The sequence below is a fragment of the Mycobacterium sp. genome (assembly GCF_050700595.1).
GTDB lineage: Bacteria > Actinomycetota > Actinomycetes > Mycobacteriales > Mycobacteriaceae > Mycobacterium.
Genome location: NZ_JBOHHI010000011.1, coordinates 1 through 16,434 on the forward strand (window position 1 = coordinate 1; position 16,434 = coordinate 16,434).

Annotated in this window: 12 protein-coding genes and 1 pseudogene; 4 read left to right on the forward strand and 9 right to left on the reverse strand. The window is 68.3% G+C overall.

The genetic code is table 11. The annotated features are described in order from the left end of the window. Together ACRDTL_RS00675 and ACRDTL_RS00680 are read right to left on the reverse strand one after the other, a co-directional pair. The coding region (locus ACRDTL_RS00675) for a beta-ketoacyl synthase N-terminal-like domain-containing protein (protein ID WP_431504802.1) at positions 1-942 on the reverse strand (942 nt) is incomplete at its 3' end. A 124-nt stretch (positions 943-1,066) separates the two neighbouring features. Further along, a complete protein-coding gene (locus tag ACRDTL_RS00680) occupies positions 1,067-1,405 on the reverse strand; it encodes a hypothetical protein (RefSeq protein ID WP_431504803.1) in 339 nt (112 codons plus the stop codon). A gap of 197 nt (positions 1,406-1,602) precedes the next feature. Here ACRDTL_RS00680 and ACRDTL_RS00685 point away from each other — a divergent pair, with 197 nt between their 5' ends. Further along, positions 1,603-1,941: an RNA polymerase-binding protein RbpA gene (locus tag ACRDTL_RS00685; protein ID WP_431504804.1), complete on the forward strand. Its 339-nt coding sequence runs from the start codon at positions 1,603-1,605 to the stop codon at positions 1,939-1,941. Positions 1,942-1,991: 50 nt separating this feature from the next. On the opposite strand, the pseudogene lnt reads toward ACRDTL_RS00685, so the two are convergent. The 3 genes and pseudogenes from lnt to ACRDTL_RS00700 form a co-directional block, all read right to left on the reverse strand. Continuing rightward, positions 1,992-4,408: pseudogene (gene lnt / locus ACRDTL_RS00690) on the reverse strand (apolipoprotein N-acyltransferase); the annotation flags it as partial. 61 nt (positions 4,409-4,469) lie between these two features. Next, the gene (locus ACRDTL_RS00695) at positions 4,470-6,011 is read right to left on the reverse strand and encodes an amidohydrolase (RefSeq protein ID WP_431504832.1); all 1,542 of its coding nucleotides are present in this window, start codon (positions 6,009-6,011) and stop codon (positions 4,470-4,472) included. A 56-nt stretch (positions 6,012-6,067) separates the two neighbouring features. Continuing rightward, positions 6,068-6,544, reverse strand: a complete 477-nt coding sequence (locus ACRDTL_RS00700; RefSeq protein WP_431504805.1) for an FxsA family protein — start codon at positions 6,542-6,544, stop codon at positions 6,068-6,070. Positions 6,545-6,611: 67 nt separating this feature from the next. Here ACRDTL_RS00700 and ACRDTL_RS00705 point away from each other — a divergent pair, with 67 nt between their 5' ends. Next, positions 6,612-7,304, forward strand: a complete 693-nt coding sequence (locus ACRDTL_RS00705; protein WP_431504806.1) for a dienelactone hydrolase family protein — start codon at positions 6,612-6,614, stop codon at positions 7,302-7,304. Positions 7,305-7,356: 52 nt separating this feature from the next. Here ACRDTL_RS00705 and ACRDTL_RS00710 read toward each other — a convergent pair whose 3' ends face one another. From ACRDTL_RS00710 to cobN, 3 genes are read right to left on the reverse strand one after another with little or no spacing between them, the layout of a single operon-like run. Further along, positions 7,357-7,740, reverse strand: coding sequence for a PPOX class F420-dependent oxidoreductase (locus tag ACRDTL_RS00710; RefSeq protein ID WP_431504807.1), 384 nt, complete (start codon positions 7,738-7,740; stop codon positions 7,357-7,359). Between the two features lie 30 nt (positions 7,741-7,770). Next, a complete protein-coding gene (locus ACRDTL_RS00715; RefSeq protein ID WP_431504808.1) occupies positions 7,771-9,096 on the reverse strand; it encodes a cytochrome P450 in 1,326 nt (441 codons plus the stop codon). Between the two features lie 44 nt (positions 9,097-9,140). Beyond that, positions 9,141-12,776 carry a cobaltochelatase subunit CobN gene (gene cobN, locus ACRDTL_RS00720; RefSeq protein ID WP_431504809.1) on the reverse strand — a complete coding sequence of 1,212 codons (3,636 nt, stop codon included), beginning with the start codon at positions 12,774-12,776 and terminating at the stop codon, positions 9,141-9,143. An 89-nt stretch (positions 12,777-12,865) separates the two neighbouring features. On the opposite strand from cobN, the gene ACRDTL_RS00725 reads away from it, so the two are divergent. Beyond that, positions 12,866-13,693: an SDR family oxidoreductase gene (locus ACRDTL_RS00725; RefSeq protein WP_431504810.1), complete on the forward strand. Its 828-nt coding sequence runs from the start codon at positions 12,866-12,868 to the stop codon at positions 13,691-13,693. A 4-nt stretch (positions 13,694-13,697) separates the two neighbouring features. Here ACRDTL_RS00725 and ACRDTL_RS00730 read toward each other — a convergent pair whose 3' ends face one another. Continuing rightward, positions 13,698-15,149 (reverse strand): flavin-containing monooxygenase, encoded by a 1,452-nt coding sequence (locus tag ACRDTL_RS00730; RefSeq protein ID WP_431504811.1) that lies wholly within the window; start codon positions 15,147-15,149, stop codon positions 13,698-13,700. 167 nt (positions 15,150-15,316) lie between these two features. Between ACRDTL_RS00730 and cobG the strand changes: the two genes are divergently transcribed. Next, positions 15,317-16,426, forward strand: a complete 1,110-nt coding sequence (cobG, locus tag ACRDTL_RS00735; RefSeq protein ID WP_431504812.1) for a precorrin-3B synthase — start codon at positions 15,317-15,319, stop codon at positions 16,424-16,426. The last annotated feature ends 8 nt before the right edge of the window (positions 16,427-16,434 follow it).

Sequence of the window (16,434 nt, forward strand, 5' to 3'; positions counted from 1 at the left end):
CTGCGACGGCCCATTGGGCGCCGTCAACCCATTCGAGGCACCATCCTGATTCACCGCCGAACCGGCCACCACCGCCAACACCGGATGCCCCAACCGCCGCGCATCCGAAAGCCGCTCCACCACCAACATCCCGCCACCCTCGGACCAGCCGACCCCGTCGGCTGCGCCCGCGTAGGGCTTGCACCGGCCGTCCGGCGCCAGCCCCCGATGCCGGCTGAACTCGACGAAGACCGTCGGCGTCGCGTTGACGGTCGCGCCGCCGGCCAGCGCCAGGTCGCACTCGCCGGACCGCAGCGAGGCCACCGCCATGTGCAGCGCCACCAGCGACGACGAACACGCCGTGTCCACCGACACCGCCGGGCCCTCCAGCCCCAGCACGTAAGCCACCCGACCGGTCGCCACGCTCGACGTCATGCCGGTCAACCGATAGCCCTCGATCTCTTCGGCGAGCATGCCGTAGCCCTGGACGATGATCCCGGCGAACACCCCGGTGGCGGTGCCCCGCAACCCGGCCGGGTCAATCCCGGCCCGCTCCAACGCCTCCCAGGACAACTCCAGCAGCATCCGATGCTGCGGGTCGGTGGCCAGCGCCTCGCGCGGCGACACCCCGAAGAACCCCGCGTCGAAACCCGCGACATCGTCGACGAATCCGCCTGCCCGTGCGTACGACTTGTGCGGCGCATCGGGGTCGGGGTCGAACAGTCCGGCCAGGTCCCAGCCCCGGTCGGTGGGGAACTCCGACATCACGTCGCGGCCGTCGGCCACCATGTCCCACAAGCCGTCAGGGCTTTCGACCCCGCCGGGGAAACGGCAGGACATCCCGACGATCGCGATCGGTTCACCGGACCGTTCCAGCAGCGCGCGGTTCTTGCGCTTCAGCCGCTCCACCTGGACCAGCGCTTTACGCAGCGCCTCGGTCGCATGCTGGAGTTGGTCAGCCATATTTGTTACCCCTCGCCGGGCCGAGTCAGGAAAGTCCGTCGGCTGGGTCCCCGGCCGATTCCGACCTGGCCCAGCGATCCATGGCGCGACTGTACCTGCCAGACGTCGGTGATGGTCAGGCGCGTCAGCGCCAGCCGTCGGCGGCCTTGGCCGCTCGCATCAGCACGTCACACAGTTCGCGCAGTTCGGTTGCGTCGGCACCCTCACCGAGGGCGGTGGCCACGTCTTCCGCGGCGCATCGGACCTGGTAGACGCGGTCGGACAGGTCGGCGGCCTCGTCGGCGGAGAGCACGACCGCATCGGGCGGCACCGCCGGCCCCTTGGTCCCGTTGATCACGGCCCGTTGCTCGTAGGCGCGCTGCCGGCACGCCTGGCGGCAGTACTGGCGACGACGGCCCATCGGAGTATCGACGACGTCACGACCGCACCAGCGGCACGGGTGCGGTCGCACACGACGGCTCACGAGCTGACATTAGCCGTGGCGATCGCAAGCGCGGCGGAGCCGGGCGCGGCGGGTCGCCACGGGAGAGCACCGGCTAATGCCGTGATCCCGGTATCATTGGAGGTCGCGTCGCAAGCCGGGCGTGGGAACTACCCAAGCCGTCGTAGCGTTGTGCAGCCCGGGAAGAATTAAGAGGAGTTCTGAAGGAGTGGGGGTCCATGGCTGATCGTGTCCTGAGAGGCAGTCGCCTCGGAGCCGTGAGCTACGAGACCGACCGTAATCACGACCTGGCACCGCGTCAGATCGCGCGGTACCGCACCGAGAACGGCGAGGAGTTCGACGTCCCGTTCGCCGACGACGCCGAGATCCCGGGCACCTGGCAGTGCCGCAACGGCATGGAAGGCACCCTGATCGAGGGTGACCTGCCGGAGCCCAAGAAGGTCAAGGCGCCGCGTACCCACTGGGACATGCTCCTGGAGCGCCGGACGGTCGAGGAGCTCGATGAATTGCTCAAGGAGCGCCTCGATCTGATCAGGTCACGCCGTCGCGGCAGCTGAACTCGGGCACCGCTCGGCACCTATTTGACGTCGTTGGCGGCGACCGCCCGGTTGCGGGCCAGCCGCCCACTGATTCCCCACTGGGCGACTTTGACCAGCGCCTCGCGGATGTTGGAGCCGCTCATCTTGGAGACTCCCAGCTCACGCTCGGTGAACGTGATGGGTACTTCGACGACGGCAAAGCCGTTGCTGACGGTGCGCCAGGTCAGGTCCATCTGGAAGCAGTAGCCCTTGGAGTCGACGGCGTCCAGGTCGATCTTCTCCAGCACCTCGCGCCGGTAGGCCCGATATCCGGCGGTGATGTCGTGGACGCCGATTCCCAGCAGCAGCCGTGAATAGGTGTTGGCCACTTTGGAGAGCGCGATGCGCCGCCACGGCCAGTTGCGCACCGTCCCGCCGTCGACGTAGCGCGAACCGATCGCCAGATCGGCTCCGGCGTCGACGGCGTCCAACAGCCGGTGCAGCTGCTCGGGTGCGTGGCTGCCGTCGGCGTCCATCTCGACCAGCGTCGAATACCCTCGGCTGAGCCCCCAGGCGAAACCCGCCAGGTATGCCGCCCCGAGCCCGTCCTTGGCGGTGCGGTGCATCACGTGGATCCACTCGGGATCGGCCTGCGCCAGCTCGTCGGCAAGCTCCCCGGTGCCGTCGGGGCTGCTGTCGTCCACGATGAGCAGGTGGACGTCGGGGCGCGCCCGGTGCAGCCGCTGCACGATGAGCGGGAGGGTCTCCCGCTCATTGAACGTGGGGATGATCACCAGGGTGCGCTGACCGGTGGTCATATGGCTCCTCTGTCTGGCCCTCACCGGGCTGAATGTCGCCCGCCCCGGTAGAGCGGGTCGTCGGATCCCTTCGCAGGCGCGCCGGACTTCGCCAGCGGCAACCAGCGACGATTCAAACGCGGGAACCATCTATTGTGCCGTATCGCGGCGAGGACCCCGCCGACACCCGCCAGCACCAGAACCCACTGCACGATCGGAGCCCAGCGGGTGGCCGGCGTCAGCGCGGTCTTGAGACGCACCTGGGTGTCCAGGTAGTCGGGCTCGAAGAAGTCGGTGCTCGCCAGCTCGCGGCCATCGGGTGCGATCACCGCGCTGATCCCGACGGTGCCGGCGACGACGACGTACCGGTCGTGCTCCACCGCGCGCACCTTGTCGAAGGCCAGCTGCTGCTCGCTCATGGCCCGGTTGAAGGTGGCGTTGTTGCTGGGCATCACCAGCACCTGCGCGCCGTTACGCACCGATTCACGCGCGGCACGGTCGAAAATCACTTCCCAGCAGGTGGCGACGCCGACCGGAATGCCCGCGGCACGGACCACACCGGTGGTCTGCCCGGGAACCAGATGGCCGGCGTAGGCGGCGTAGCCGGACAGGTGCCTGAACAGCCACGGCCAGGGCAGGTACTCCCCGAACGGTTGGACGATCTGCTTGTTGTGGCGTTCGGCCGGTCCGGTGCCCGGATTCCAGACGATCACGGTATTGGTGTATGCCGGGTCGTCCGACGGCGGGTTCGGCGCATCGGCGAGGGTACCGACCAGGATCGGCGCGCCGATCGCCTCGGCCGCGACCGAGATTTGCTGCGCGGCGTCGGCGTTGGCCAGCGGGTCGATGTCCGACGCATTCTCCGGCCAGACGACGAATTGCGGTTGCGGCGCGTGGCCGGCGTGCACGTCGTCGGCCAACCGCAGGGTCTCCCGCACGTGGTTGTCGAGCACGGCGCGGCGCTGAGAGTTGAAGCCGAGCCCGAGCCGCGGCACATTGCCCTGCACCGCCGCCACGGTGACCGCGGGCTCGTTGCCCGACCCCGTGCCGGAGTGGCGGACCGACGGCCAGACGGCGACTGCGCTGAACAGCACCAGGCAGATGCTGACGGCCGGCAACACCACCGCCGGCGGTGTGCCGGCGGTGCCGTCGTGCGACGGCCGCGCGTTCTGCGACCACGACACGATCTCGAGGGCGAGTGCCGTCGCGCTGAAACCGATCAGTGCGACCCCGAAGGACAGCAGCGGCGGCCCGCCCAGCCGGACCAGCGGCAAAAACGGACCATCGGTCTGACTGAACGCCACCACGCCCCAGGGGAATCCCCCAAACGGGACGGTCGACTTCAGCCATTCCTGTGCCGTCCACACCAGCGCGAACCAGACGGGCCAGCCGGGCAGTCGCCGCACCGCAACGGCCAACAGCCCGAAGATGCCGCAGAAGACGGCACACGCGGTCGCCAGCACTATCCAGGGCATGGCCCCGACGAGAATGCTGATCCACGGCAGCAACGGCAGGTAGAACGCCAGCCCAAGCAGGAAGCCGTAACCCAGCCCGCCGACCGGTGTGGTCCGGGAGTGGCTCAGCACCCAGGCCAGCAGCGCGAACGCCAGGATGGCGGCCCACCACCAGTTGATCGGCGGGAAGCTGGTGTACAGCAGCACGCCCACGGCGATCGTCGCGCCCAGCCGCGTCAGTCGCGGCCGCAGCATGGGACCCAGGCGCGCCACCCGGGTTCGCGCCGCATCGGCCACCTTGGGTAGTTGACGTTCCCTAGCCATGGATCACCGCGCCCCGGTGCACGGTTTGCCGGCACCGCGGCCATGGCTGGGCCGGGCTCAGCCGCGGTAATGCCGGCACCCGCGAACGCGGGTCAGTGGACCACCGCGCAGCAGCGGTGGCCCCGTCGGCGACGTCGAGTTCGCCGACATCCCAGATGGCGTAGGACGCAAGCGCTCCGGGAGCCAGGGTGCCGGTCATCCCGTCGCAGACCCCGCCGGCCCGCCAGCCGCCGCGGGTCGCGGCGGCGAACGCCGCCCGCATCGACACCGCGTGCTCCGCTGTGCGGGCGTTGGCCGCAGCGTGCACGCTGCGCCACGGATCGATCGGCGTCACCGGGGCGTCTGAGCCGAACGCGAGGGGCACGCCTTGGGATGCTAACAGCGCGAACGGATTGAGCCGGCTGCCTCGTTCGACGCCGAGACGCCGGGCATACATGCCGTCGCCGCCGCCCCACAGCGCGTCGAAGTTGGGCTGCATACTGGCGATGACCCCCCACGCGCCGAGTTTTGCGGCCTGCTCCGCGGTCACCATCTCCAGATGCTCCAGCCGGTGACCGCAGCGCGCGACGGCGGCCACCCCCAGCTCCTCGACGACCCGCTCGAAGGCCGCGACCGCGGCCGCCACCGCGGCATCGCCGATGACGTGGAAGCCCGCCGTCACGCCCGCCTCGGTGCACGCCCGCACGTGCGCGGCGGCCAGGTCCGGCGCCAGGTAGCAGTTGCCGGCGGTTTTCAGGGCGTCGGTGTACGGCTCGTGCAACCAGGCGGTGCGCGACCCCAGCGCGCCGTCGATGAACAGATCGCCGGCCAACCCGTGGGCGCCGGTCTCCGCCAGCAGTGCGCGGGCACGCGCGGCGCTGGTCACCGCCTCGCCCCAATAGCCGATCACCTCCACGCCATGCGATCGGTCGTTGAGGGCGCGCAGTTCCCGCCAGTCGTCCGGCCCGCCGATGTCGGGGCCGGCGCATTCGTGCACCGCGACGATCCCGGCCGCCGCTGCGGCATCCAGCGCCGCCGTGCGGGCTTCGGCGCGCTGCGCGCCGCTCAACAGATCGCGGACGACGGCCCGGACCAGGTGGTGGGCGTCACCGGCGAGCGGCTGTTGTGCTTCGAAACCGGCGGCGGCGGGCAGATCGGCGACGCGCCGGCGCAGGGCGGTCGAGGCCAACGCGGAGTGCATGTCGACACGGGCCAGGTACGCGGGCCGGTCACCGAGGAGCCCGTCCAGGTCGGTTGTGGTCGGTGGGGTGGGATCCGGCCACCCGGATTCGTCCCAGCCGTGGGCCCACACCGGCCGGTCGGGGTGGGCGGCGGCGTACCCGCCGAGGAGCTGCAGGCAATGCTCGCGCGAGGTGGCGGCCCGCAGGTCCAGCCCGGTGAGCGTCAGGCCGGTCGCGGTGAGATGGATATGGCTGTCCACGAACCCCGGCGCGACAAAGCCACCGTCGAGGTCGACGCGGTTCGCGTCGGGGAATTGGTCGCGGCCCACATCGTCGCTGCCCAGCCAGGCGACCACGCCGTCGCGCACCGCCATCGCGGTGGCGTCGGGGTGGGTCGGGCTGTGTACCCGGCCGCCCAGCAGCAGCGTCGTCACGCGGGCTTGGATGGCAGGGCGAACGGCTCGGCTCGTGGCGATCGCAGGCGCGGCGGAGCCGGGCGCAGCGGGTCGCCACGCGACATCGTCACGTCGATCACCTCGCCGTCGATGACGTCGCGCTTCGAACGACGAGCGGAAACGTAGCGGGCCGCGCCTCGGGCCGGTGGCAGCAACAGCAACAGGCCCGCAGCCGTACTGACCAGGCCCGGAACGGCGACCAGCAGCGCGGCCACCGCAAGGAGCGCACCGTCGGTGAGCCGCGCGCGCAAGCCGGTGGCACCGCCCTCCGCGGTCCAGTCCGACCGCAGCCGGGCGAGTTGGCGCGTGATCTGTGAACCGGCCACTGCCACGCCGACGACGAAGGTGCCCACCAGCACCAGCAAGGTCCAGCCCAGTCCGATCGTCGACGCCAAAGCCACCACGGCGGCGAGCTCGACGAGGACGTAGATCAGAAACAGTCGCGACACCATGTGATGGCAACGTCTGTGCCCGCCGCAACAGTTCCGCAGCGCCACCCGGCGCGGTTAGATGTCTGACGTGACGACAATCCAGATGGACACCCCGGCCGGCCCGATCGACGCGCTGCTGGACATCCCCGACGGGCCGGGTCCGTTTCCGGGCGTGGTGGTGGTTCACGACGCGATCGGCTACCAGCCGGACAAAGAATCGATCTCGGAGAACATCGCGGCAGCCGGATACATCGCGCTGACGCCGAACCTGTTCGCCCGGGGCGGTCGTGCGCGCTGTATCACCAAGGTCATGCGCGACCTGATGACCAAGCGGGGCCATGCGCTCGACGACATCCTGGCCGCCCGCGACCACCTACTGTCGATGCCGGAATGCACCGGGCGGGTCGGCATCGCCGGCTTCTGCATGGGCGGCGGTTTCGCTTTAGTTATGTCTCCCATGGGTTTTGGCGCATCCGCACCGTTCTACGGCGTCCCGCTGCCGCGCCAACTCAGCGAAACCCTGGACGGGGCGTGCCCGATCGTGGCCAGCTTCGGCGCCCGCGATCCGATGGGCATCGGGGCGCCGGGCCGGCTGCGCCGGGTACTCGGGTACAAGGGCATCCGCAACGATGTCAAGGTCTATCCACGTGCCGGGCACAGCTTCGCGAACAAGCTACCCGCCCAACCACTGCTGCGGATCATCGGATTCGGCTACAACGATCTCGCCGCCCAGGATGCCTGGGCACGCGTGTACGCATTCTTCGGCGAGCACCTGCGTTAGTGGCGATCGCAAGCGCGGCGGAGCCGGGCGCAGCGGGTCGCCACGCGACAAGTTAGCCGGCCGCTCGCAGTTCGATGCCGACGTTGTTTGCCATGCCGCCGCGCAACTTGCTGAAGAAGTTGAACACCGCGCCGACGAATCCGTACCGCTTGCCGATTGCGTGATAGACGGCGCCGTTGTGCGACTTGTCGAGGATGGTTGCGATCGCCTCGATCGCCTCGCTCTTGGGCCGGCCACGAATATCACAGATCGCCAGCGTGACCCGTCCGGTGTTGCGGATGCGCTTGACCTTCCAGGATTTCTCCTCGCTGATGACCAGTAGCCGGTCACCGTCGGGCGCGGTCCAGACCGGCGTCGGCTTGGGTCGCCCGTCCTTGGTGAAGGTGGTCAGCAAGACATACTGCGATTTCGCCAGGTCGGCAAAGGTGGGTGACACGGACTCAATGTAACGCCACCGGCCGGCGTTTCAGCGCCGATGTGCCACGATCCGACCGCCGTCAGCCGGGAGGAAACCAAGTCCGCCGGCGCGCAGCTTCTCCCCCGCGGCCGTGGTGGTCTCGATAGTCAAGTGCCGCAAGACCGTTCGCAGCACCACGTTCATCTCCATCTTGGCGAATGCCGCCCCCGCGCAGCGCCGGGTTCCTCCCCCGAACGGGATCCAGGCGAAAGTGGACGGCTTGGTTTCGATGTAGCGCGCTGGATCGAAACGGTCCGGATCGGGGAAAGCGCCCCCGTTGGCGTGGCACTGCGAGATGCTGACGACAATCGAATAATCCCGGGGTAGGACCCACTCCCCCAGTTCGAACTCCGGCGCGCGGACCCGGCGACCGGAAAAATCGATGACCGACCTGGTCCTTTGCACTTCGTAGATCGCCGCATGGCGCAGCTCGTTCTCGTCGGTGTCAGATTCGTCGACCAGGGCCGAGAGCACCTCCGGGTGTCGGCTCAGCCGTTCGAACACCCAGGCCAGCGTGGTCGCGGTGGTTTCGTGCCCGGCAACCAGCAGGGTGAGTAGGTCGTCGTGGATGTCCTTGCGTGTCATGGCCGAACCGTCTTCGTATGCGCTGCGCAGCAGCAGTGACAGGATGTCGGTGCGGTCCGCCAAGTCCGGGTCGGCCCGGAATTTGTCGATCATCCGGTCGATGATGACGTCGTAGCGTCGCCGCAACTCGGCAAGCCGGCCCCACGGGGTGTAGCGACCATAGGTGCGACTCGGCATGGGCAGCGTCGACAGGCGTGCGCCCAGCCTGGCCCACGGCAGGATCACTTCCCGCAGTTCGTCGAAGTCGGTGCCTTCGGCTCCGAAAACCGCGCGCAGGATCACGTTGAGCGTGATCCGTTTCATCGGGTCGAGGGTTTTGAATTCCTTGCCTGCAGGCCAGGCGGCCATGTCCTTAAGAGTCTCCTCTTCGACGATGGCCTCGTAGTTCTTCATGTTGGTCGCGTGGAAGGGCTGAGCCAGCAGCTTTCGCCGGCGACGGTGCTCGGCACCGCCGAGTCCGAACACCGAGCCCGACCCCAGCAGTCGGCTCAGGTTGGGCTGAATGGGGCCGAGATCGTCTGGCTTGCTGGTGTAGACCACCTTGGCGAGTTCCGGGTCGGTCACGATCACGAGGTGGCCGAACACCGGGACGTTGAGCCGGAAGGCGCTGCCGTATCGGCTCGCCAGGTTTTGGGTGGCCCATCGTCGTGCGGCGAAGAAGGCAATCCCCTGGAGAGCCTTGGGGATGATCCGGGGCGGTGCCGGTGGCAACCTGATTCCGGGCGGTGCTGTGGTGACTGAGTCCCCCATACGCAGCTAGGTACCCGCTGGCCGTCCCTCTTACTCGTGCCGAGTTAGCCCTCCAGGTCACCTTCGGTTTCCAGCAGCACCCGGCGCAGTCCGTCAAGGGTGTCGGATCGCGGCTGGGCCCACATTCCGCGGCTGACCGCCTCCAGCAGCCGCTCGGCCATCCCGTGCAGCGCCCACGGGTTGGACTCGGTCATGAATTTGCGGTTCTGCTGGTCCAGCACATAGGCCTCGGTGAGCTGCTCGTACATCCAATCGGCCAGCACGCCCGCGGTGGCGTCATAGCCGAACAGGTAATCGACCGTCGCGGCCATCTCGAAAGCGCCCTTGTAGCCGTGCCGGCGCATCGCGGTCATCCAGCGCGGATTGACGACGCGGGCGCGGAACACCCTGCTGGTCTCCTCCGACAACGTGCGGGTGCGGATCGCGTCGGGCCGGGTGTTGTCACCGATATAGGCGGCCGGCGACTGCCCGGTCAACGCGCGCACGGTCGCCACCATCCCGCCGTGGTACTGGAAGTAGTCGTCGGAGTCGGCGATGTCGTGCTCCCGGGTGTCGGTGTTCTTGGCGGCCACCGCGATCCGCCGATAGGCCCGGTTCATGTCCTCTTCTGCCGGCGCGCCGTCCAGCCCGCGCCCGTAGGCGAACCCGCCCCACGCGGTGTACACCTGCGCCAGGTCGGCGTCGTCGCGCCAGTTGCGGCTGTCGATCAGCTGCAGCAGTCCGGCCCCGTAGCTGCCCGGCTTTGAACCGAAAACTCTTGTGGTGGCGCGACGTTGGTCGCCATGGGCAGCCAGGTCGGCCCGGGTGTGGGCGCGCACGTAGTTGGCGTCATCGGGTTCGTCGAGGTCGGCGACCAGCCGCACCGCGTCGTCGAGCATCGTCACCACGTGCGGGAAAGCGTCGCGGAAGAATCCGGAGATCCGCACCGTCACGTCGATCCGCGGCCGGCCCAGCTCGGTCAGCGGGATCGGCGCCAAGCCGATAACCCGCCGCGACGCATCATCCCAGATCGGGCGGACGCCCAGCAGCGCAAGCACTTCGGCGATGTCATCGCCGGCGGTGCGCATCGCTGACGTGCCCCACACCGACAGCCCTACCGAAGCCGGCCAGCTGCCGTAATCGTCTCGGTAGCGCGCCAAGAGGGAATCCGCCATCGCCACACCGGTTTCCCACGCCAGCCGCGACGGCACCGCCTTGGGGTCGACGGAGTAGAAGTTGCGCCCGGTGGGCAGCACGTTGACCAGCCCGCGCAGCGGCGAGCCGGACGGCCCGGCCGCGATGAACCGACCGTCCAAAGCTCTTAACACCTGGCGGATTTCCGCGTCGGTGCCGGCTAGCCGGGGCACCACCTCGGTCGCGGCGAACCGCAGCACCTTGGCCACCTCAGGGTCGTCGGTGAGCTCTGCGACGGCGTCGGGATCCCAGCCGCTGTCCTGCAGCGCTTTGACCAACTGCCGGGCCCGGGTTTCGGCCTCGTCGACCGAGCTTCGCTCGTCGGTGCCATCCTCGGCGAGGCCCAGCGCCTGTCGCAGGCCGGGCACCGAGTGCTCGCCACCGAACAGCTGTCTGGCCCGCAGGATCGCCAGTACCAGGTCCAGTTCTTGTTCACCGGTGGGTGTTTGACCCAGAATGTGCAGCCCGTCGCGAATCTGGACGTCTTTGATCTCGCACAGCCAGCCGTCAACGTGCAGCACCATGTCGTCGAACGACTCGTCTTGCGGTCGTTCGGTCAGGCCGAGGTCGTGGTCCATCTTGGCCGCCCGGATCAACGTCCAGATCTGCTGACGGATTGCGGGTAGCTTGCCGGGATCCAGCGAGGCGATCGTCGCGTGTTCGTCGAGCAGCTGCTCCAACCGGGCGATGTCGCCGTAGGTTTCGGCGCGGGCCATCGGCGGGATGAGATGGTCGACGAGCACCGCGTGCGCCCGGCGCTTGGCCTGAGTGCCCTCACCCGGGTCGTTGACCAGAAAGGGATAGACCAGCGGCAGGTCGCCCAGTGCGGCATCCGATGCGCAGCCTGCCGACAGGCCCAGCGTCTTTCCCGGCAGCCACTCCAGGTTGCCGTGCTTACCCAGGTGCACCACGGCGTGGGCGGCGAAGCTGTTCGGGAAGCCGGATCCCAGCCAGCGGTATGCCGCCAGGTAATGATGGCTGGGCGGCAAATCCGGGTCGTGGTAGATCGCCACCGGGTTCTCGCCGAATCCACGCGGCGGCTGCACCATCAGCACGACATTGCCGGCTTGCATTGCCGCGATCACGATTTCGCCGTCCGGGTCGTCGGTCCGGTCGACGAACAGCTCCCCCGGCGGCGGCCCCCAGTGCTTTTGCACGGCGTTGGCGAAGTCCGCGGGCAAGGTGGCGAACCAGGCGCGATAGTCCTTGGCGGACACCCGGATCGGGTTGCCGGCTAGCTGAGCGTCGGTCAGCCAGTCGGGATCCTGACCGCCGCGTTCGATCAGCGCATGGATCAGCGCATCGCCGTCTTGCGCGTCGACACCGGGCAGCTCGCCGACCCGGTATCCATGCTCGCTCATGGCACGCAGCAGCCAGACGGCACTGGCCGGGGTGTCCAGGCCGACCGCATTCCCGATACGGGCGTGCTTGGTCGGGTAGGCCGAGAACACCACGCCCACCCGTTTGTCGGCGGGACTTATCCGGCGCAGGCGTGCGTGGCGGACCGCCAGTCCGGCGACCCGCGCACAGCGCTCCGGGTCGGCGACATAAGAGATCAGTCCCTCGTCGTCAATCTCTTTGAACGAGAACGGGACCGTGATGATCCGACCGTCGAATTCGGGGACGGCCACCTGGCTGGCCACGTCCAGCGGGCTCAAGCCGTCGTCTTTGTCGTGCCATTGGTCGCGTGAGGTGGTCAGGCACAGCCCTTGCAGGATCGGGATATCGAGCGCGGCCAGATGTTCGACGTTCCAGCTGTCGTCATCGCCGCCGGCTGCCGCTGTCGCGGGCTTGACGCCCCCGGCGGCCAGCACGGTCACCACCATGGCGTCGGCCGCCGACAGCGTTTTCAGCATGTCGGCTTCGGCGGTACGCAACGAGGCGCAGTAGACCGGCAGCGGCCGGCCGCCGGCGGCCTCGATCGCCTGGCACAGCGCTTCGACGTATCCGGTGTTGCCGGCCAGCTGCTGGGCGCGGTAATACAGCACCGCAATCGTCGGGGCGATCGCAAGCGCGGCGGAGCCGGGCGCAGCGGGTCGGCCCGTATCAAACCAGCCGGTGTCGGCGGTCACGGCACGTTCGAGCAGCCCCCAGGTCGGTGTGCTCACCGGCGGCGTGAACCCGAAGCCGGTCATCAGCACGGTGTCGGACAGGAAGGCGTGCAGTTGGCGCAGGTTGGTCACCCCGCCCTGAGCCAGATAGATGTGGGTTTGCAGCGCGATACCGGCCCGCACCGTGGAGCGCTCGGTCAGGTCGGCGTCCGGGGCCTGCTCGCCACTCACCACGACGGCAGGGATACCGCTGGCCAGCACCGTGTCGATGCCGTCCTGCCAGGCCCGGTAGCCGCCGAGGATGCGGACAACAACGATCTCGGCGCCGGCCAGCAGGTCTTCGAGGTCGTCGGACAGCCGCGAGGGGTTGGCCCACCGATAGTTCTTGCCGCTTGAGCGGGCGGTGATCAGGTCGGTATCGGAGGTCGACAGCAGCAGGACGGTCGGCTCGCGCACCCGTCATTCGTACCGCACCGAGATTTGGAGTAGTCGATTACCCTATGCCGCGCCGCGAGCCATCCAACTGAGCGAAGTAGCATGAAGCGATGAAGCCGGTGTCTCTTGCGGGAAAGGTCATTGCCATCACCGGCGGGGCCCGCGGAATCGGTCTTGCTACTGCCGACGTTCTGCACGGCTTGGGCGCCAAGGTGGCCATCGGCGATATCGACGAATCCGCCGTCAACGAGTCGGGTGGCCGGCTGGGGTTGGCGGTCCACCGCCGATTGGATGTGACGGATCGCGGATCCTTCACGGATTTTCTCGACCTCGTTGAAGAACGGCTCGGCCCCATCGACGTGTTGGTGAACAACGCCGGGGTGATCGCCGTGGGTAATGCGGTCGAGGAACCCGATCCCGTCACCAAGCGGCTGCTCGACGTCAACATTTACGGCGTGATCCTAGGCACCAAACTGGCGGCACATCGCATGTTGCCCCGCGGGCACGGGCACATCATCAACATCGCCTCGATGGGCAGCGTGACGCCGACGGCAGGCATCGCGACCTATTGCGCGACAAAGCACGCCGTGCTCGGATTCACCGACACCGTCCGCTTGGAGAACCGGGGCAGCGGGATCCACTTTTCCGCAGTGCTTCCAGCGCTGGTCAATACCGAGATGATCGCCGGCGTGGCGCACCTGAGGGGCTTCAAGAATGCCGAGCCGGACGAGGTCGCCAGGGCAGTCGCCGGCCTGATCGGCAAACCGAAACCGCGCGTGGCGGTGCCCCGTTCGATGGGCATCGTCGCGGTGTCACAGAAACTTATGCCGCAGCGGATGTCAGAGGCGCTCGGCCGTGTGCTGGGTACGGCTCGCGTCTTCACCAATGTCGACGCCGAAATGCGCAAGCGTTATGCGGAGCGGTCAGGGACTTCCTGATTGGTCAGCGGACGTCGAAGTCGGCGAGCTCGGGCTGATGCAACAGCTCTCGGTGCCGCTCCGGGACCCACGGGAACAATTCTGGTAGGCCGTCTTTGCCCAGGTACCAGCTGTTGCATCCGGTCACCCAGATCGTTTGCGGCATGGCCGCTTTCATGCTCTCGTTGTATTCCTTGGTCGCCACCTCGGTGGGTGCGGCCGCAACGACACGGCCGTCGCGGATCTGGTTGATCCACCAGATTGCATAATCGGCCTGGTCTTCGGCGACATATATCAGCGAGTTGTTGCCGATCGGGGAATGCGGACCCATCAGCATGAAGAGGTTCGGAAATCCGGGTACCGCGACCGAACGGTACGCCCGCGGGCCATCGGCCCACGCCTCGTCGAGGGTGAGCCCGTTCTCGCCGATCACCTGCAGCGGGCGCACGTAGGCCCGGGCGTCGAACCCGGTGGCGTAGACCAGCAGGTCGAGCTCGTGCAGCACGCCGTCGGCGGTGACGACACCACGGGGCTCGATGTGGTCGATCGACTCGGTGATCACCTCCACCCCGGGCTGCTGGACGGAACGGTAGAAGTGACCGGCCATCACCTGCCGCTTGCACATCGGCTGGTAATCCGGGGTGAGTTTTGCGCGCAGCTGCGGGTCGCGTACCGAGAGTCGCAGATTCCATCTGCACATGGCCTGGACCAGACTGCGCTGGAATCCCGGATGGACCACGGCGCGGCAGAATAGGAACCTGAAGAACCACCCCCAGAAGCGGTAGCCGACCCTGTTCAGCTTCGGCCAGCGGCGCAATGCGGCCCGGCCCACGGCCGAGTAGCGCGGGTTGGGCATCGGGTAGATCCATTGTGCGGTGCGTTGGAACACCTTCAGTTCACGGACGTTTCCGCCGAGTTCCGCGACGATCTGCACCCCGGTCGACCCGGTGCCGATCACACCGATCCGCTTGTCCGGCAACGTCACCGAGTGGTCCCATCGTGCTGAATGAAACGCCGGGCCGGCGAAGGTCTCCCATCCCGGGATGTCCGGATAGCGCGGCACCCGCAGCACACCGGTTGCGGTGATCAGTACGTCGAATGTCTCCTCGCTGTCGGCGGTGGTCAGCCGCCAGCGCCCGTCGTCGTAGCGCGCCGACGTCACGTCGGTGCCGAACCGGATGTGCGAACGAATCGCCCGTTCGTCGGCCACCTGCCGGAAATACGCCTGGATCTCCGGTCCCGGCGGCAGCACGTGCGACCAATCCGGGTTGGGCCGAAACGAGTAGGAGTAATACCGCGACGGCACGTCGCAGGTAAGACCCGGATAGGTGTTGTCGCGCCAGGTGCCGCCGACGTCGTCGGCCTTCTCGAAAATGGTGTACGAGTCGATGCCGGCCTGCTGCAGCTTGACCGCCATGCACAAGCCGGACATGCCGGCGCCGATGATCGCGATCTTCAGCGGGCGCTTCTGGTCCATACAACCTCCCGTTTCCGGCGTAGGTCCACGCTACGCCGGCCGGGTTCCCTAACGGCCTGAAACGTGGCTGCGCGCAGTCTCTGACACGGCATGGAGCTCAGGCACCGGATCGGGCCACATTTACCAGGCGCGCAAGCTGGTCGCGCGGATGGCCGTACCGTTGACGCGTGCCCAGGACCCGCGCCGACGATGCCTGTCCGGGCGCCTTGCAGGTACACCGGGCGGCCGATGGCGCGCTGGCGCGGGTACGGCTGCCCGGCGGGATGATTCGTCCGGCGCAGTTGGCGGCGCTGGCCTCGGTGTCGAGCCGGTTGGGCTCGGGCGCGCTGGAGTTGACCGCGCGCGGCAACGTGCAGATCCGCGGGATCACCAACGCGGCGGCCCTCGCCGATGAGGTTGCCGCGGCCGGCCTGCTGCCGTCGGCAACACACGAGCGAGTCCGCAACATCGTCGCCTCGCCGTTGTCCGGCCGGCTCGGCGGGCTCGCCGATGTGCGCGGATGGGTGGGTGAGCTGGATGCGGCGATCCAGGCCGAGCAGGCGTTGGTAACGCTCCCGGGCCGGTTCTGGTTCGGCATCGACGACGGACGCGGCGATGTGTCGGGACTGGGTACCGACGTCGGCGTGCACCTGCTCGACGACGGGGCCGCGCTGCTGCTGGCCGGCCGCGACACCGGTGTCCGGTTGTCGTCGGCCGACGTCGTCTCGGCGATGGTCACCGTTGCGATGCGGTTTGTCGATTCGCGCGGAAAGGCTTGGCGGGTTGCTGAATTGGACGACCCGGGTGCGCTGATGCCCGGCTTCGAATTGAGCGATGCACGGTTCACCGGCGGCGTGCCACCGCCGGTGGGCTGGATTGAGCAGGATGACGGCCGGATTGCGCTGAGCGCCGTTGTGCCGCTGGGCGTTATGCCGGCGCGTGTCGCGGAGTACCTGGCTGCGCTCGACGCGCCGCTGGTCATCACACCGTGGCGCTCGGTGCTGGTGTGCGACCTCGACGAGGCCGTCGCCGACACGGCACTGCGGGTGCTGGCGCCGCTGGGCCCGGTGTTCGACGAGAACTCGCCCTGGGTTTCGGTCAGTGCCTGCGTCGGCAGCCCGGGCTGCGCGCGTTCGGCCGCCGATGTGCGGGCCGATGCTGTCGCGGCGGCACAGACGGGCGATGCAGGGACGCGGCGCCACTTCGTCGGCTGCGAACGGGCGTGCGGCAGCCCGCCGACAGGTGAGGTGCTGGTTGCCACCCGGGACGGATACCGGGTGCTGCGTGCACAGCCTTAAGGTGAGCG

Excerpts from the sequence above, each read along its gene's own strand:
- ACRDTL_RS00685 (WP_431504804.1), top strand. The coding sequence starts at position 1,603 with ATGGCTGATCGTGTCCTGAGAGGCAGTCGCCTCGGAGCCGTGAGCTAC.
- ACRDTL_RS00695 (WP_431504832.1), bottom strand. The coding sequence starts at position 6,011 with ATGGCGGTGCGCGACGGCGTGGTCGCCTGGCTGGGCAGCGACGATGTG.
- ACRDTL_RS00700 (WP_431504805.1), bottom strand. The coding sequence starts at position 6,544 with ATGGTGTCGCGACTGTTTCTGATCTACGTCCTCGTCGAGCTCGCCGCC.
- ACRDTL_RS00715 (WP_431504808.1), bottom strand. The coding sequence starts at position 9,096 with ATGGGGGACTCAGTCACCACAGCACCGCCCGGAATCAGGTTGCCACCG.
- ACRDTL_RS00725 (WP_431504810.1), top strand. The coding sequence starts at position 12,866 with ATGAAGCCGGTGTCTCTTGCGGGAAAGGTCATTGCCATCACCGGCGGG.
- ACRDTL_RS00730 (WP_431504811.1), bottom strand. The coding sequence starts at position 15,149 with ATGGACCAGAAGCGCCCGCTGAAGATCGCGATCATCGGCGCCGGCATG.